13 protein-coding genes are annotated in these 14,442 nt (G+C 55.7%); 12 read left to right on the top strand and 1 reads right to left on the bottom strand.

From position 1 onward, the window contains the following. Positions 1–143 precede the first annotated feature (143 nt). From SRBAKS_RS15815 to SRBAKS_RS15800, 4 genes are all read left to right on the top strand, one after another. A complete protein-coding gene (locus SRBAKS_RS15815; protein ID WP_229591860.1) occupies positions 144–926 on the top strand; it encodes a FadR/GntR family transcriptional regulator in 783 nt (260 codons plus the stop codon). 21 nt (positions 927–947) lie between these two features. Further along, complete coding sequence (betA, locus tag SRBAKS_RS15810; RefSeq protein WP_229591859.1) at positions 948–2,585, top strand: choline dehydrogenase; 1,638 nt, start codon at positions 948–950, stop codon at positions 2,583–2,585. A gap of 17 nt (positions 2,586–2,602) precedes the next feature. Next, complete coding sequence (gene betB / locus SRBAKS_RS15805; RefSeq protein WP_229591858.1) at positions 2,603–4,078, top strand: betaine-aldehyde dehydrogenase; 1,476 nt, start codon at positions 2,603–2,605, stop codon at positions 4,076–4,078. An 86-nt stretch (positions 4,079–4,164) separates the two neighbouring features. Further along, positions 4,165–5,118: an ABC transporter substrate-binding protein gene (locus SRBAKS_RS15800; protein ID WP_229591857.1), complete on the top strand. Its 954-nt coding sequence runs from the start codon at positions 4,165–4,167 to the stop codon at positions 5,116–5,118. A gap of 163 nt (positions 5,119–5,281) precedes the next feature. On the opposite strand, the gene SRBAKS_RS17970 is transcribed toward SRBAKS_RS15800, so the two are convergent. Beyond that, complete coding sequence (locus SRBAKS_RS17970; RefSeq protein WP_430708946.1) at positions 5,282–5,551, bottom strand: DUF6538 domain-containing protein; 270 nt, start codon at positions 5,549–5,551, stop codon at positions 5,282–5,284. Between the two features lie 723 nt (positions 5,552–6,274). Here SRBAKS_RS17970 and SRBAKS_RS15795 point away from each other — a divergent pair. The 8 genes from SRBAKS_RS15795 (at position 6,275) to hydF (ending at position 14,222) form a co-directional block, all read left to right on the top strand. Then, positions 6,275–7,534 (top strand): [FeFe] hydrogenase, group A, encoded by a 1,260-nt coding sequence (locus SRBAKS_RS15795; protein WP_229591856.1) that lies wholly within the window; start codon positions 6,275–6,277, stop codon positions 7,532–7,534. A gap of 12 nt (positions 7,535–7,546) precedes the next feature. Beyond that, positions 7,547–7,885, top strand: coding sequence for an iron hydrogenase small subunit (locus tag SRBAKS_RS15790; RefSeq protein WP_229591855.1), 339 nt, complete (start codon positions 7,547–7,549; stop codon positions 7,883–7,885). Positions 7,886–8,303: 418 nt separating this feature from the next. Beyond that, on the top strand, positions 8,304–8,546 hold the full coding sequence (locus SRBAKS_RS15785; RefSeq protein ID WP_229591854.1) for a TM1266 family iron-only hydrogenase system putative regulator: 243 nt from the start codon (positions 8,304–8,306) through the stop codon (positions 8,544–8,546). Between the two features lie 19 nt (positions 8,547–8,565). Then, positions 8,566–9,990, top strand: coding sequence for a [FeFe] hydrogenase H-cluster radical SAM maturase HydG (gene hydG, locus SRBAKS_RS15780; protein WP_229591853.1), 1,425 nt, complete (start codon positions 8,566–8,568; stop codon positions 9,988–9,990). Between the two features lie 42 nt (positions 9,991–10,032). Continuing rightward, positions 10,033–11,448 carry an aspartate ammonia-lyase gene (locus SRBAKS_RS15775; protein ID WP_229591852.1) on the top strand — a complete coding sequence of 472 codons (1,416 nt, stop codon included), beginning with the start codon at positions 10,033–10,035 and terminating at the stop codon, positions 11,446–11,448. Next, positions 11,445–12,038, top strand: coding sequence for a hypothetical protein (locus SRBAKS_RS15770; protein WP_229591851.1), 594 nt, complete (start codon positions 11,445–11,447; stop codon positions 12,036–12,038). The genes SRBAKS_RS15775 and SRBAKS_RS15770 overlap by 4 nt, the downstream gene beginning before the upstream one ends. Further along, a complete protein-coding gene (gene hydE, locus SRBAKS_RS15765) occupies positions 11,984–13,072 on the top strand; it encodes a [FeFe] hydrogenase H-cluster radical SAM maturase HydE (protein WP_229591850.1) in 1,089 nt (362 codons plus the stop codon). Before SRBAKS_RS15770 ends, hydE begins: the two co-directional genes overlap by 55 nt. After that, positions 13,020–14,222 carry a [FeFe] hydrogenase H-cluster maturation GTPase HydF gene (gene hydF / locus SRBAKS_RS15760; protein ID WP_229591849.1) on the top strand — a complete coding sequence of 401 codons (1,203 nt, stop codon included), beginning with the start codon at positions 13,020–13,022 and terminating at the stop codon, positions 14,220–14,222. Before hydE ends, hydF begins: the two co-directional genes overlap by 53 nt. Positions 14,223–14,442 lie beyond the last annotated feature (220 nt).

The following is a 14,442-nucleotide window of genomic DNA, read 5'->3' as shown; positions in this document are numbered from 1 at the left end:
ACCCGCATACTCCCTAGCCCTGTGTCGAGCAGAGGGCCCCTTGACGCATGAAGCAAAAGTCCTTTAGAATGGTACTACCAAAAGACGCCAATTTGTTATTTTTGGCTCAAAAAACTCCAATTTAATCCATACAGGTACTACCATTGAAGCCACCATCCGAATCCTTACATCTCTTCATGCCTGTCCAAGCCGGACGAGCAAGTGAAGAAATCGCTCTTCAAATCGAAGCCGCCATCGTGGACGGCAGATTGGCTCCCGGCACCCGACTGCCGAGCGAACGCGAGATGCAATCACAATTTGGCACAGGACGCGGCGTTATCCGCGAAGCGATCAAGGTGCTGAAGCAGAAAGGCCTCCTTGAGGTGAAGAAAGGCGCCAAGGGTGGTGCCTATGTCCGCCAACTGGATGTAGGCAACATATCGGAATCTCTTGCGCTCTTCCTCAAGCAACATCCTGTCGACCCGGAAAAGCTCATTGAATTTCGCGAGACCATTGACCGGACTATTGCCCAGCTTGCCATTGCCCACGCCGATCAATCCGAGAAGGACGAGCTATACCAGGAAGCCCTTCGGCTGGAGGCCATGCTCCGCGAAGACGAACCGGATCTTGTGGCCACCAGTGAATTGGACCGGCAGTTAAACATCAAACTCGCCAGCATGGGGCGCAACCCGCTTTTTGAATGGGTGATGCACGCCCTGCAAATGGGATTCAGCTCCCATGACTATGCCCTGTACGAGGATCGTACCTACCGACTGCGGGCCGCTGCCAACTGGAGCGACACGGCCAAGGCCATCGTGGGTGGCGAGATCATGCGCGCCCTGGCATTCATCGGCCACCACTATGTGCTGCTGCGCAAGTGCATCGAGGAAAAGGCCGCCCATACGCATGAGCCCAACGCAGAATTTCTTCAAGACGACAATCAATAGCCACAAAGGATACTTCTCCACATGAAACAATACGATTACATAATAGTAGGTGGCGGTTCCGCTGGTTCCGTCCTGGCCAACCGCCTGAGCGCCAACCCCAAGAACAAGGTTCTGGTTCTGGAAGCAGGACTGCCGGATTTCAAGTTCGATTTCAGAATCCACATGCCCGCTGCCCTGACCTATCCGCTGGCAGGCAAGACGTACAACTGGTGGTATGAATCCGAGCCGGAACCGCACATGAACAACCGCCGCATCTATCAGCCGCGCGGCAAGGTTCTTGGCGGGTCCAGCTGTATTAACGGCATGATCTACATTCGCGGTAACGCCATGGACTATGACAAGTGGTCCAGGGAAGACGGCCTTGAGGACTGGTCGTATGCTCACTGCCTGCCCTATTTCAAGCGGTTCGAGTGCCGCACCGCCGGTGCCGACGAATATCAGGGCGCGGTTGGTCCGTTGTATCTGACCGAACCGGAGAACGACAATCCGCTGTTCGACGCGTTTTTCAAGGCCGTGCAGGAAGCGGGCTATCCCGTGACCAAGGACGTCAACGGCTTCCAGCAGGAAGGCTTTGGCAAGTTTGACCGCACAACCTATCAGGGACGCCGTTGGAACGCTGCCCGCGCGTACATCCATCCGGTCAAGAACCGCCGCAACCTGACGGTCAAATGCAAGGCCATGACCACACGCATCCTGTTCGAAGGCAAACGGGCTGTCGGCGTGGAATATACCCGGGGCAAGACCACCCACAAGGCATACGCCGGAGAGGTCATCTCCTGCGGCGGTGCCATCAACTCGCCGCAGCTGCTCCAGCTTTCCGGCGTGGGTAATGCCGATGATTTATCAGCTCTGGGCATCAACGTTGTTCAGGATCTCCCCGGTGTGGGCGAGAACCTGCAGGATCACCTGGAGCTCTATGTTCAGTACGCCTGCAAAAAACCGGTCAGCATGTTCCCCTGCCTCAAATGGTACAACCAGCCGTGGATCGGCCTGAAGTGGCTCCTGGCCGGCAAGGGCGAGGCAGCGACCAACCACTTTGAAGCGGGCGGCTTCATCCGAGGTAATGATCAGGTCACGTATCCGAACATCCAGTATCATTTCCTGCCCATCGCCATCCGCTACGACGGCTCCGCTCCCAACGAGGGGCACGGCTATCAGGTGCACGTCGGTCCCATGAACACCGATGTGCGCGGGCATGTGAAAATCAAATCTTCCGACCCGGCCGAGTATCCGAAGGTCCTGTTCAACTATCTTTCCACCGAACAGGAGAAGCGCGAGTGGGTGGAAGCCATCCGCAAGACCCGCGAGATCATGACCCAGCCCGCATTCGATGAATATCGCGGCAAGGAGCTGGCTCCGGGCGCACAGGCACAGACGGACGAGGAAATCCTCGACTTCGTGGCCCGGGAAGGCGAATCCGCCTACCATCCGAGCTGCACCTGCGCCATGGGCACCCACGGCATGGCAGTCACCGACTCGAACCTGCGCGTGCACGGCGTGGAAGGCCTGCGCGTGGTGGACGCTTCGGTCATGCCATATGTGACCAACGGGAACATTTATGCCCCGGTCATGATGATCGCGGAAAAGGCGGCGGACATCATCCTCGGCAACACGCCGCTCGCTCCTGAAGATATCCCCTACTACAAGCACGAAAAATAACGAAATCGGAGACCTTCATGATACACGGAAAACTCTATATCAACGGACACTGGGTCGATGCCCTTTCTGCGGCAACGCGAGAGATTCTCAACCCCTTTGACGCCTCGGTCATCGCGACCGTGGCCGAAGGTGGTCGCGATGACACCAGGGCGGCCATTCAGGCGGCCCGTCACGCCTTTGATAACGGAGGCTGGCCGCAAACCCCGGCCGCCGAACGGGGCCGCCTGCTCTTTGCCCTGGCCGACCTGATCGAGCGCGACCGCGAGGAATTCGCTCGGCTGGAAAGTCTGGATACGGGAAAAACCGTTGAAGAGAGCCGGTGGGACATGGACGATATAGCAGGCATTTTCCGCTACTTTGCGGGGCTGGCCGACAAGGACGGCGGCGAGGTCATCGCCTCGCCCAATCCTGACTCCTCCAGCACTCTGGTCCGCGAACCCGTAGGCGTCTGCGGGCAGATATCACCGTGGAACTATCCCCTGCTTCAGGCCTCATGGAAGATGGCTCCGGCACTGGCCGCCGGATGTACCATTGTCATGAAGCCGAGCGAAATCACACCGTTGACCACCCTCAAGGTGACCGAGCTCGCCGAGGAAGCCGGGTTCCCGGCCGGCGTGATCAACACCGTGCTCGGACCAGGCCCCGAGGTGGGCGCCGAGCTGGCTGAAAGCAACGACGTCGACCTCATCTCCTTCACCGGCGGTGTCGCCACGGGCAAGAGCATCATGCGTGCGGCCGCCGGAAACGTGAAGAAAGTCGCTCTGGAACTGGGCGGCAAGAATCCGAATATCATCTTTGACGACGCAGACCTCGACCTTGCCGTGGACTACGCCCTGAACGGCGTCTTCTTCCATGCCGGACAAATCTGCTCTGCCGGAACCCGGGTCATGGTGCAGAAAGGCATCCACGACCGTTTTGTGGAGGCGCTTCTTGCCCGCATGAAACGCATTGTGGTGGGGGACGGCTTTGACGAGAAAACCCAGATGGGCCCGCTCATTTCAGCACAGCATCAGGCCAAGGTCGAGGGGTACATCGAGATAGCGCAACAGGAAGGGGCACAGCTCCTGCTGGGCGGCAAACGCCCGGATGATCCGGCACTGCAAAACGGCTACTTCTACCTGCCGACCCTGTTCACCGAGTGCAAAAACGACATGCGTATCGTTCAGGAAGAAGTCTTCGGCCCGGTCATTACGATTGAACGCTTTGCCACTGAAGAAGAAGTGATCCAGCGGGCCAATGACACCATTTACGGTCTGTCCGCCGGGTTCTGGACCCAGAACGCCGACCGCATAGAGCGAATGTCCAAAGCCCTGCGATTCGGCACGGTCTGGGCGAACGATTTCAATGTCTACTTTGTCCAGGCTCCCTGGGGCGGCTACAAACAGTCGGGGCTGGGACGTGAACTGGGCAAGATCGGCCTCGAAGAATACACCGAGGTCAAACATATTTACCGTAACTACGCCACCAAGCCCTTCAACTGGTTCGGCGCGTAACCAAGGTATCAAGCACGCCTTTCGCGTGCGCGGAGCGGGATGGCACTCTGCCAAGCCGCTCCATTAATTCCAACTGAGGAGGTTTAATGTCTTCTGGCCTTAGGCGAATCGCACTCGCCTTCTTCGTAATCGCAACCCTTTTCTGCTCTTCTTTCTCGGCACAAGCGGCCGAAAAAATCACTATCGCCAGCGTCTCCTGGACAGGCGTAACCATCAAATCGGAGATCGCGGTCTCGGTACTGGAAAGCCTCGGCTACAAGGCTGAGAACAAGGTCTTTTCCGTTCCCATCACCTATTCCGCCCTGTCTACCGGCGACGCCGATGTCTTCTTCGGCAACTGGATGCCTTCCATGGCGACCATCGCCAACAAGTTCTTCGACAAGGGAACGGTCATCAAGTACGTCGCCAACATGCCCGGCGCCAAATACACGCTCGCCGTCCCAACCTATTGTGCCAAGGCCGGCCTCAAGGATTTCAGCGATATCGCCAAGTTCGGCGACAAACTGGATTGGAAAATTTACGGCATCGAACCCGGCAATGACGGCAACATGATTATTCAGGACATGATCGACAAGAACATGTTCGGTCTGGGCAAGTTCAAGCTGGTGGCTTCCAGTGAAGTGGCCATGCTCTCTGAAGTCCAGGCATTGGCCAAAAACGACAAGTGGATCGTTTTTCTCGGATGGGCGCCGCACAGCATGAACGAACGCATCGACATGACCTATCTGACCGGCAGCACGGATGCGACCTTCGGTGGCAACGACGGCACCGCGACCGTCTGGACCAACATCCGCAAGGGGCTAGAGCAAGACAACCCCAACGTGGCGGCACTGTTGAAGAACATGGTCTTCCCGGTTTCCATGATGAACCAGATCATGACTTCGGTGCACAAGGACAAAAGCCTCGGCTTCACCAAGGCAGGACTCAAGTGGCTCAAGGACAATCCCGCCACCTATGAACAATGGCTCGAAAACGTGACCACCGTGGACGGCAAGCCCGGAGCCCCGGCCTTCAAGTCCTTTCTGGACGCAAAGATATAGAGACGACGTATCACCCCGTCTTCTCCGTGCCTCTCTGCGCAATGCAATAAAAGGGAGCTGTGTCAACACAGCTCCCTTTTTCTTTGGCATCGGCAGGACAGCACAATCCAGATACGCTGTCCCGAACTCAAGCGGCTGTGGTGCCACGTCGTGCGAGTTTCAATCAGATCTGATCACGAAAACAGTGTAACATGTACGCGAATATCCCGGGATCGACCGCCCTTTCCCTGTCTCCGCGGAGCTTTTGAAAAAGCTCTTCATATTCCGCACCATATTGAGCGGAAAGCCGTCTGGCGACACCCTCGTCACTGGTATTGAGCGACCGCTTTATCACCTTTTTTCTGACCAATTCCTGAAGATCGACAGGGACCTCCTGCCTCAACTGATATTGTCCGCTGTCTTTGCATTGATGGATCGACTCTGACTTCTGCATCCTGAGACCTCGTCAAACTATTACAGATTGCATCACCCGGCGCACAGCACACCAAAAGGCATAGGGAACACCTGTCAGTTCTGTGCAAAATGATTCCAGAATCATGCTGGGCAAAGGAAAAGCAGTACTCTCAACTTACCTCATCGTGTCAGGGAGCAAAGCTATTTCAAAGGAGGTCAAAAGTGCAAGCCAAAAGTATGTCAACATCACACAGCGCCAAGCTGGAAAAAGCATGGAAACAGTTTGTGCTTACCGGCACCCTCCAGCCTGGAATAATCAGGCGTGAAATATCGCATTCCTGGGATCGATGCTATGCGGCCAACGTTGATCCATATGGTGGAAACGGCCACTTCTTTACACCACAACACCGCTGAATTCCGGGCACGGTCCTATCATGCAGAGCTTTTGGAGGTCGCCAGACCATTATATTGGAGTGGTGTATTTGGCGGCCACCAACCAGCACAACACGTTCAACACACGTGAGAATCCACTGGGCGCGGCTGCTCGCGCCCACTTTTCGAGATGCCTTGACACGACTATATAATATAAAATAGTAGTCTTATTGTGCTACTTTTTTTAATTATGTGCTAACACGTTCTGTATTTAACAAATTCAGGAAACGTTAGCAAAGGAGGGTATCCAATGTCTGGATGCACACCAAAGTCGTCGCCGGTGGTTACACCGGTCGACCTGTCTTCAGTCCACCCGAACAAGGAGGGAACCATGAGATTGATTGAAGGCGTCATGTATCAGAACAACGCACCCAAAGGGGTTGACCCGGACTCGATCTATTTTGTCCAGGTTGACGCCACCAAGTGCGAGGCGTGCGGTACATGCGAAGAGGTTTGCGCTACCGGTGCAATCCAATCCATTAATGAGGACGGCATCCGTTCGGTCGTTGATCCGGTAGCCTGTATGAACTGTGGTCAATGTCTTGCCAGCTGTCCCTATGGGGCCATCTACGAGGGCGTCTCGTATGTCGATGAAATCTTTGAAAAGCTCAAAGATCCCGACACGATCGTCGTCTCCATGCCTGCTCCGGCGGTCCGCTATGGCCTGGGCGAATGTTTTGGCGCTCCGACCGGCACCTATGTTGGCGGGAAAATGCACACGGCATTGCGCCAGCTCGGATTCAACTACATCTGGGACAACGAGTTCACCGCTGATGTGACCATCATGGAAGAAGGCACGGAGCTCATCCAGCGTGTGCAGGAACAGGGCAAGAAGGACGCACGTCCGCTGCCGCAGTTCACTTCCTGCTGTCCTGGTTGGGTCAAGTTCACCGAGACCTTCTACCCGGACCTGATGCCGAACTTGTCCAGCTGCAAATCGCCCATCGGCATGCTTGGCCCTCTCTCAAAGACGTACGGCGCGCATGAAACGCACACGGAAGCCAAGAAAATCTACACCGTGTCCATCATGCCCTGTATCGCCAAGAAATATGAAGGCCTCAGGCCTGAACTGGCGGACAGCGGATTCCGCGACACCGACGCAACCATCAACACTCGCGAACTCGCGTACATGATCAAGACCGCGGGCATCAACTTCAACAGCCTGCCTGATCAGAAACCCGATGCAGTACTGGGTGACTCCACCGGTGCAGCGACCATATTCGGCACCAGCGGCGGTGTCATGGAAGCAGCGCTCAGACTCGCATACGAAGTGCTCTCCGGCAAAAAGCTGAGCGATCCGAACATTAAAGTGGTCCGTACCCATGAGGGTATCAACACCGCTGACGTCAAGGTTCCCGGATTCGGCACTGTCAAGATCGCTGTTGCGAGCGGCCTCGATAATGCGGCCAAACTGTGTGACGAGGTCAGAGCGGGCAAGTCTCCGTATCACTTCATTGAAGTCATGACCTGCCCCGGCGGTTGTGTGAACGGCGGAGGCCAACCCATCGACCCCGATGTCAGGGCGTCCCTGTTCAGCAGCACGGTAGCTCAGATCAACAAACGCTTCCGGGCACGCAAGGTCACCGCATAAGGAGAAATGAGAATGAAAATGAACAGACGCGCTTTCATCAAGGCCTGCGGCATCATGACCGGTTACGCAGTGCTCGGCTTGAACATAACCAAAGAAGCCGTGGCCAGCAGCATGAGCTTCGTGGGTCTGCGCCAGACGTCCGTGTACGCTGCCGACGCCAATGCCAAGATTTATGCGATCAGGAAGTCCCAGGACAACCCCATGATCAAAAAAATCTATGACAAGAAGGATGGATTCCTCCACGAAGGCCCCTGCGGACACATGTCCCACCACCTGCTGCACACGCATTACATTGACCGCAGCGCCAAGGTCGCCGCTCTCAAGGACCGCGGTGTGACCCTGAACTTCTAACACGCCTACAGCGTCTACCTGCGGCTAGGATATATCTGACCCAAGGGAACGCTCTTTACCAGACACAAACATTTAAAAAGCACAGTACATTATGCCAAAATATCTTTTGACATACAGGATATTTCTTACACCATTTACGTAATACTTTTTTTAAAAAGTTATGCGTATAATAAAACTTTTGCTTGATTCGTGCTCATATTTTTCATAACACTTTTCCCCAGAACACCTCCATTCGGAGATAATCTGCCTGCGGTAAGGGTCAGCCTGAGCCACAGGGTGGAGCCATCGAGACTCTACCCCGCTTTCCACAGGCAAGCTGATGTCTTAAAGCTCCCACCCCACCGCCTGCAGACAGCCCGGAAGTGCTAATCCGGGCTTCTCCTGTACTGTGAAAGCATCATTTGCAAAGGAATCTTGAATGGAAAAAAGATTGGGAATCATCGGTATCATCATCAAAGACAGGTTCAAGGCAGCCCCTGAAGTCAACAGGATCCTCGGCGATTACGGGACAATTATAGTTGGTCGCATGGGGCTTCCCTTCAAGGACAGAGGCGTTAACATCATTGACCTGATCATCGAAGCGACCACCGACGAAGTAGGAGCGCTGACGGGTAAATTGGGCATGCTCGAAGGCGTTCAAGTCAAATCACTTTTGGTCTGAGAAACAGGGAGTAGACATCATGAAACTCGACAGCACTTTGAGTAGCGGTCTGGAAAATTTTATCGACGATAACGCCATCCGCACCGAGATGGAAAAAGCGGAAAATCCTGATCCGCAATTGGTACGAGACATTCTCGCCAAAGGCGCGGAGCGCGTGGGCCTCACCCCGTTCGAGACAGCCGTTCTGCTGAAAAACACGGACAAGGAGTTGGACGAGGCCATCTTCGAGACCGCCATGTCCATCAAGAAAGGCATCTACGGCAACCGTCTGGTCCTGTTTGCCCCGCTGTACATTTCGAACGAATGCGTCAACCAGTGCGCCTACTGCGGCTTCAAGGCCACAAACGACGACCTGGAACGGAGAACCCTCACCCCAGAAGGGATTCGTGATGAAGTGACCGTACTGGAAAATCAAGGGCACAAGCGTCTCCTGCTCGTCTATGGTGAACATCCCAAGTACGACGCGGAGTGGATCGCCCAGACAGTGCGGGACGTGTATGCCGTCACATCGGAAAAAAGCGGTGAAATCCGTCGGGTCAACATCAACTGTGCGCCTCTGGATGTCGACGGCTTCAAGACGCTGCACGATGTCGGTATCGGCACCTACCAGTGTTTTCAGGAGTCCTATCATCTTCCGACCTATGAGAAGTTCCATCTGGCCGGACGCAAGACTGACTATCTGTGGAGGCTTCACGCCCTGCACCGCGCCCAGGAAGCCGGAATCGACGATGTCGGCATGGGCGCACTCTTCGGCCTGTATGACACGACCTATGAAGTACTGGGGCTGCTCCACCACGCCCAGCAGCTCGAAAAGGACTGTGGTGTCGGCCCGCACACCATCTCATTCCCCAGGATCGAACCGGCCCTCGGCTCGGAGATGTCCTTCAAGCCGCCCTACGCGACCAGCAAGCACCAGTTCAAGAAAATCGTGGCTGCACTCCGTATCGCCGTGCCGTATACAGGCCTGATTCTGACCACCCGCGAGACCGCCGAATTCCGTGCCGAGCTGCTGCAAATGGGCGTCTCCCAGATCTCAGCCGGCTCGCGCACCTATCCCGGCGCATACAGCGACCCGGAATACGATCGCCCCGGCGTACAGCAGTTCTGCATCGGTGACAGTCGCAGTCTGGACGAGGTCATTCAGTCCATCGCCGGGGAACATGACTATGTCCCGTCGTGGTGTACGGCCTGTTATCGCCTCGGACGCACCGGCGAACACTTCATGGAGCTGGCCAAAAAAGGATTTATCCAGAAATTCTGTCTGCCCAACGGCCTTCTCACCTTCAAGGAATATCTTGAGGATTACGCCTCGGAAAAAACCAAGCAGGTGGGTGAAGAACTCATTGCCCGTGAGGTGGAAGAGTACGTCGACCTCGCACAGAAAAAACTGCTCACTGAACGACTCGTCCGCATCGAGGCTGGCGAGAGAGACCTCTACCTCTAGTTCAAAGGTAATCCGGAAATGATAACAACGGACTCTACCTCCATGCGACAGGAACATGATGCCCTTGGCGAACTGTCGGTACCGGCCACTGCATATTACGGTATCCACTCGTTACGAGCCGCACACAATTTCCCCTTCTCGGGGCAACAAATCCATCCTGAATTCATCCGGTCCTTCGCGCAGGTCAAACACGCCTGTGCCCAGACCAACATGGAACTCGGATATATCTCTAAAGTGTGTGGAGAAGCCATAGCAACAGCCTGCATGGAGATAGAGTCCGGTCATTTTCACAACGAAATCATCGTCAACCCTTTTCAAGGGGGCGCCGGAACGTCGACAAACATGAACCTTAACGAGGTCATCGCCAACCGGGCCAACGAAATCCTGGGAGGAAAGCGCGGAGAGTACATGATGATACATCCCATACATCATGTGAACATGCACCAGTCCACCAATGACACCTATCCGACCGCACTCAAGATAACCGCCCTGAACCTCCTCATGAAGCTCGAAACCCATGTCTCCAAACTACAGGAGACATTGCAGCAACAGGAAATCAACTTCTGTGACATCGTGAAAGTCGGCCGCACGGAACTGACCGATGCCGTCCCCATGACTCTGGGCATGACCTTTGGTGCCTTTGCCGAGGCCGTGGCCCGGGATCGCTGGAGAATTTTCAAAAGCCGGGAACGCCTCAAAAAGGTGAACCTGGGAGGAACGGCCATTGGAACAGGGCTCGGTGCCCCCCGGGAGTTCATCCTTAAGGCAACGGACACCCTGAAACACATCGTCGGCCTGCCTATCTCCCGCGCCGAAAACATGGTGGATGCTACCCAGAACATGGACTCGTTCGTCGAAGTCTCCGGTCTGCTCAAGACCTATGCCACCAACCTGATGAAAATATCCTCGGACCTCCGCCTCCTGTCGAGCGGACCGGTAACGGGTATCGGGGAGATAACGCTCCCGCCGCTCCAGGCAGGATCTTCCATAATGGCCGGAAAGATAAACCCGGTCATGCCGGAAGCGGTCACGCAAACAGCGCTCCGGGTTATGGGCAACGACCAGACCATCACCCTCGCGGCCGCACTGGGACAGTTGGAGCTCAACCACCTCCTCCCCCTGCTGGCGCACACTATTCTGGAATCGCTGACACTGTTGATCGGTGTCACCAGAGGGTTTGCCGAAAAATGCATTCCAGGCATTACAGCGAATCGGGAACGCTGCCAGGACAACGTGGAACAGAGCGGAGCACTTGCCACGGTGCTGGTCCCGGCCCTCGGCTACAGCCGGGTGGAACGACTGCTGGCCGACGCCAAATCATCGAAAAGAACCATTCGGGAAGAAGCGATCATTCAAGGATTTGCCTCTTCCGAAGTCATGGACAAACTGCTTTCGCCAAGGCGATTGTGCAAACTCGGATTCACGTTCGACGAATACTGCGAGGTGAAGAATAGATGAACATAGTTGCCGGAATAGACGCATTGGACACACCGGGGCTGTTTGCCGCCGCCACCAGAAGGATCATCCTCCATGCCGCCGTGTACGGAGCATTTGCAAAATCTGAGGCCCACCGCAACGGCCTGAAGCAGGCCCTCCTCAAGCCCGGGTTCGAACGGCTGGACATCATCGCCATTGACCCCGCACACGATTCAACATGGACGACCTCTTTCCTCGAAGCACTCAGGTTCGGAATATCCTCTCAGGGAGTCACCGACGAAGTGGCGTTGTCGCACCAATACCTCACAGAACTCGCTGCCGAGTTCCCGGACAAAATCCATCTTCACCCTGCCCGCAGGCTGCCCTGTCTCCCCATATTGATCATCGATGACACCATACTTTTCGGTCAGTATGCCCATGCCGGAGAACATGCTCCCAACGGATTTTGGGGAATCGTCAAGACAGATGTCAACCGACTGCTTGGATGGGCCAGAACAGGCAAGCCTCCGGTCAACGCCACCCACAAGGACATCGCTGCATTTCGGCTGATCAACGAATGCAGCAGAGCCATGAACACCACTCAACCCCCTCCTCAACAATGCACACCATAAACGAACAGGATATCCTCACCTATCTGTTGGGCGTCAATGACGCAGAGCTCTTTGAGCGTGCCAACGACATCAAGGTCCAGAGGTTCGGAGACGAAATATTCCTCCGTGCCATCATTGAGTTTTCCAATGTCTGCGACAAGAAGTGCCACTATTGCGGACTACGCGCCCCCAATGGAAAAACGGAACGGTACCGGATGACCAAAGAGGACATCCTCGACGCCGCTGCCCTGGCTACCTCCGAAGGAGCCGCGACCATCGTGCTCCAGTCCGGTGACGATTTCAGCTATTCGACAGAGGACATCGGCTCACTCATTCAGGAGATCAAGTCCTCCCACGATGTGGCCGTCACCCTCTCTCTGGGCGACAGGGGACTGGATGAATATGCTTACTGGCACGACTGCGGAGCGGACCGGTGTCTGTTGAAGCTGGAGGTCACCAACCCCCGTCTCTACAAACGGTTCAGAGGGGGCGAAGACTTCTCATCACGGCTGCACAAGATCAAATTCCTGCAGCACCTCGGATACGAAGTCGGCTCGGGCGTTATTGTCGGGCTACCCGACGCCGACCTCATCTCCACCCTCAGGGACATCCTCTTCATCACCGACCTCGATCTGGATATGATCGCCGCGGGACCGTTCATTCCCCATCCCCAGACGCCACTGGCTGACATGGAGCACGGCTGCATCGACCTGTCGCACCGGATGACAGCCCTCTTGCGCATCCTCAATCCCCACGCCAACATCCCTGCCACATCCGCATTGGGCGCGCTGGACAGCGACTCCCAGAAGCTGGGACTGCTGCGCGGCTGCAACGTGCTCATGCCCTCCATGACCCCGGAGAGACACCGCTCGGATTACACCATCTATCCGGGAAAGAATGCGTCGAACATCGACATCACCGATTCGCTGAAACTCGCCAAAGACATGATCAGTGCTCTCGGCCTTGTGCCCTCATCATCTAAAGGATTTTCCAGGAGAAACAATGTCCACGAAAGCACCCCGCGGAGTGCGTCTGGTTATAGCGCTCGCCGGTAGACGGAACGCAGGCAAATCGTCGCTGATTAACGCCATCACGGATCAGGAAACGGCTATAGTTTCCGATATGCCGGGAACAACCACCGATCCGGTTGCCAAACACTACGAACTGCTCCCACTCGGCCCGGTGACGTTTTATGATACGGCAGGCCTTGACGACACCGGAGAACTCGGCGAACTGCGAATCAAGGCCACCCAGAAGATTCTCTGGCGCTCCGACGTCGCCGTGGTCGTGGTCGGCGAGGAAGGCATCACCTCCCACGAACTGGAAATCATCAAGGATATCCAGAAACTGAACATCCCTTTTCTCGTGGCCTTCAACAAATGCGACCTGAATGAGCCCTCTGCCAAGGATCGTGCGTACTGCCTTGAAAACGGCTTCAAATCAATACACCTCTCCGCGCAAACCGGCGCGAACGTCGATGCAGTAAAAGACCTGCTCATCAGCATCGCCCCGCCGGAAATGAAACACAATCCGGTTCTGGCTGGCGACCTGATACAGGAAGGGGACTGGGTCGTCTGTGTCGTTCCCATCGACCTCGCCGCTCCAAAGGGACGCCTGATCCTCCCCCAGGTACAGGTGTTGCGTGAAATGCTCGACTGTGACGCCGTGACCATAACCGTAAAGGAGCGGGAAATCGAAGAAGCCCTGCGTGGGCTCAACCGCAAACCGGCTTTGGTCATCACGGATTCCCAGGTGGTTCACAGCGTGGCCGGAGATGTTCCGAGCGACATTCCGATGACGACCTTTTCCACGCTTTTCGCCCGCTATAAAGGAGACCTGCCACGGCTTGTTGAAGGAGCTGAAACCATTGACAAACTCAAGGATGGCGACACTGTCCTCATTGGCGAGGCCTGTTCCCACCACTCCGTGGCCGACGACATCGGCAGGGTCAAGATTCCACGCTGGGTCACGCAATACACCGGCAAATCCCTTACATTCGAAACCTACTCCGGCCATGATTTCCCCGAAGACCTCGAACGGTTCTCCCTCGCGATCCACTGCGGAGCCTGCATGCTCAACCGCACGGAAATGCTGCGCCGCATGAACGAATGCAATCGCCGTGGAGTGCCCGTGACCAACTACGGCGTGGCGATATCCAAAGTACAGGGCGTGCTCGACAGGGTTATTGCCCCCTTTAGGCTGTAAACAACAGGGAAAGGCGCTCGGGAAGCCCTCTCTCCGTCACAATCGTCAGGAGGAAAACATCATGTGTCACGCATATTCATATTTTCGTGACAACATTGCCACTCCTCACTCCACAGCCATACAGTGCGCCATGGTTGGAGGAGTGTTGTGCGTACCGCTCCAGAGGCTTCTCCGGCACGAAACGACCGTACGTCGGCACCCGTTGCCCCAACAGTGACCC

It is taken from the genome of Pseudodesulfovibrio sediminis, assembly GCF_020886695.1.
Classification (GTDB): Bacteria; Desulfobacterota; Desulfovibrionia; order Desulfovibrionales; family Desulfovibrionaceae; genus Pseudodesulfovibrio; species Pseudodesulfovibrio sediminis.
Note: the sequence above shows the minus strand (reverse complement) of the source record. Positions and strands in the feature narration are given on the sequence as shown.

Excerpts from the sequence above, each read along its gene's own strand:
- betA (WP_229591859.1), top strand. The coding sequence starts at position 948 with ATGAAACAATACGATTACATAATAGTAGGTGGCGGTTCCGCTGGTTCC.
- betB (WP_229591858.1), top strand. The coding sequence starts at position 2,603 with ATGATACACGGAAAACTCTATATCAACGGACACTGGGTCGATGCCCTT.
- SRBAKS_RS15800 (WP_229591857.1), top strand. The coding sequence starts at position 4,165 with ATGTCTTCTGGCCTTAGGCGAATCGCACTCGCCTTCTTCGTAATCGCA.
- SRBAKS_RS17970 (WP_430708946.1), bottom strand. The coding sequence starts at position 5,551 with ATGCAGAAGTCAGAGTCGATCCATCAATGCAAAGACAGCGGACAATAT.
- SRBAKS_RS15795 (WP_229591856.1), top strand. The coding sequence starts at position 6,275 with ATGAGATTGATTGAAGGCGTCATGTATCAGAACAACGCACCCAAAGGG.
- SRBAKS_RS15790 (WP_229591855.1), top strand. The coding sequence starts at position 7,547 with ATGAAAATGAACAGACGCGCTTTCATCAAGGCCTGCGGCATCATGACC.
- SRBAKS_RS15785 (WP_229591854.1), top strand. The coding sequence starts at position 8,304 with ATGGAAAAAAGATTGGGAATCATCGGTATCATCATCAAAGACAGGTTC.
- hydG (WP_229591853.1), top strand. The coding sequence starts at position 8,566 with ATGAAACTCGACAGCACTTTGAGTAGCGGTCTGGAAAATTTTATCGAC.
- SRBAKS_RS15775 (WP_229591852.1), top strand. The coding sequence starts at position 10,033 with ATGCGACAGGAACATGATGCCCTTGGCGAACTGTCGGTACCGGCCACT.
- SRBAKS_RS15770 (WP_229591851.1), top strand. The coding sequence starts at position 11,445 with ATGAACATAGTTGCCGGAATAGACGCATTGGACACACCGGGGCTGTTT.
- hydE (WP_229591850.1), top strand. The coding sequence starts at position 11,984 with ATGCAGCAGAGCCATGAACACCACTCAACCCCCTCCTCAACAATGCAC.
- hydF (WP_229591849.1), top strand. The coding sequence starts at position 13,020 with ATGTCCACGAAAGCACCCCGCGGAGTGCGTCTGGTTATAGCGCTCGCC.